Raw genomic sequence first — 2,176 nt, forward strand, 5'->3', positions numbered from 1 at the left:
CACTCCAAACAGCTCTCGGCATGGCGGCAAAGGGGATTCGTTTCGGAAGATCCGACAACCCCCCCCCCGCGCCGGTGTCGTCGGGCTGACGTAACGGGCGCGGGCGGCGAAACCGCCTGCGCCCTCAGTGATCCCGGTGCGCGACGAGCTGGGCGAGGGCGGCCAGATCGGTGGCGACGCCCTCGTCGGGTAGCGCCTCGAAGGCCGCGTCCAGGGCCGCCGAGGCCCGCCGCAGCGTGCACTGGCGGCCACCGGCCTGCTCGATCATGTCGGCCGCGCGCGCCGCGCGGGCCGCCGTCATGGGATGACGGGACTGGTAGAGGCGGGCCAGATCCCGGCCCGCGTCGGTCTCGGATTCGAGCGCGCACACCACCGGGAACGACTGTTTGCGGTGAATCAGGTCGCTGTGGGCCGGTTTTCCGGTGATCTGCGGATCGCCCCAGATGTCGATGAAGTCGTCGACCAACTGGAACACCAGACCCAGCTCGGTGCCGAAGGTGTGCATCGCCGACACCACCCGATGATCGGCTCCCGCGCACAGAGCGCCCAGCGCGCAGGCACAGCCCAGCAGCGCACCGGTTTTCCCGGCCGCCATGGTGAGGTACTCGTCGACGGTGACCGTGGGCCGGGTTTCGAAGGCGCAGTCCTCGTATTGGCCACGGCACAGCGTCACCGTGGCCCGGGACAGGCGGATAACCGCCTCGGCGGCCACCCCCTCGGGCGCGCCGTCGCACAGCACGCCGAGCGCGAGCGCCTGGAGCGCGTCGCCGAGCAGCGTCGCATTGGTCTCGCCCCAGACTCGCCATACGGTCGGACGGCCGTGCCGGAACGGATCGGTGTCCATCACATCGTCGTGGACCAGCGAGAAGTTGTGCAGCAGTTCGACAGCGGCCGCGGCGTACCGTGCGGCGGCGATGTCGCCCCCGCACGCCGTGGCGGCGGCGAAGGTGAGCGCCGGACGCAGCGCTTTGCCCTGCGCGCCGGTGATTTCCACGCCATCGGGATCACACCAGCCGAAGTGGTACCCCGCCATCCGGTCCAGCGGGTCGGCCAGGGAGCCGACCGCGGATCTCAGCACCGGTTCGATGGCGGATCTGGCCTCGGTCAGGCGGTGGCGGGCTCTTCGTTCGGTCGGAGCGTCGAGGGGGCGGGAGATGGATTCGGTGGCGCGGGCACAGGTTTCGTCATGCCCGGCCAGGGCGGCCGCGACGGGGCGCGACAGCCCCCACCGGCGTCTGCCCTCGAGATGTTGTCCGACGGTGAATTTGATCGGTTTCGACGCTCGCATAATCGGCCCCGCTCTCTCGGACACGGATGCCACAGCCACCTGGTGGGAAGCTCGGCAGCCATGCTTAGAAGAAGCTCATAGTCCCATCACAACCCGAAACCTGGGGGTTGCCTGCGGATTCCAGTTCGGCAACGGCGGCAGGTTTCGTTTCTTCAGGTAAGTGGCAGACCGTGTTCGAGCGCTTCCACGGGTGCGCTCATGTAGCGGGCCGCCTGATAGTGGTAATCGTGGTTCGCGCGCATGTAGACGGTGTAGTTCCGGGCGGTGACCAGGATGTCCGCGCGCTCGCGGCCGGTGATTCCGGCATCGGTCAGTTCGGTCGGCAGTCGTTCGACGGCGTCGAGCACGCGTCGCACACAGTCCGAGAGCATGTCGTTGACGAGTTGCTGGGCCTGAGCTCGGTTGTGCCCGTGATGGAACTGCGCGAGCAGCACCGCGTTGTAGAGGTAGCCGGACGCCTCGTCCGAGGCGACCGAGATCAGATCGTTGAACAGTCCCATGTGTTCCACGGCGGCTTCGCGCAGCCCGCGCATGGCGGGCAGGTTGCGGGCCGCGGTGGACAGGTCGACGCCCTCGGCGCGTTCGCTGATGTCGAGAAATACGTACAGTGCCACCCCGTTTCGCCGATGTGCGCGGTAGGCGTCGAGGTCGGGCAGATCGCCCGAGAGCCGTCCCACGCTTTCGGTGTAGTAGGTCCAGAGCCAGTCGCGGATCTCGCCGCGCACGCTTTCGCACCAGGCCGTGGAACGCTCGTGGCACAGGCGTTTCCACAGGTCGGCGAAGGCGGTCGCCAGCACCCCGGAAGGTGTTGCGGTACCGTCCAGTACGGCCTCGATGTCGGTGATGGTCGCCAAACACCGTCGGGGATCGGGGATTTCGATATCGAAC

General features: G+C 68.0%; 2 protein-coding genes. Both read right to left on the bottom strand.

Annotated features, from left to right (window positions below; all coding sequences use genetic code 11):
* Positions 1-124: 124 nt before the first annotated feature.
* Complete coding sequence (locus ACWELQ_RS44330) at positions 125-1,288, bottom strand: polyprenyl synthetase family protein (RefSeq protein WP_452402954.1); 1,164 nt, start codon at positions 1,286-1,288, stop codon at positions 125-127.
* A 152-nt stretch (positions 1,289-1,440) separates the two neighbouring features.
* Positions 1,441-2,176 (bottom strand): terpene synthase family protein (locus ACWELQ_RS44335; protein WP_452402955.1); only part of this gene is annotated, 736 nt, incomplete at its 5' end.

The sequence above is a fragment of the Nocardia sp. NPDC004722 genome (genome assembly GCF_053601505.1).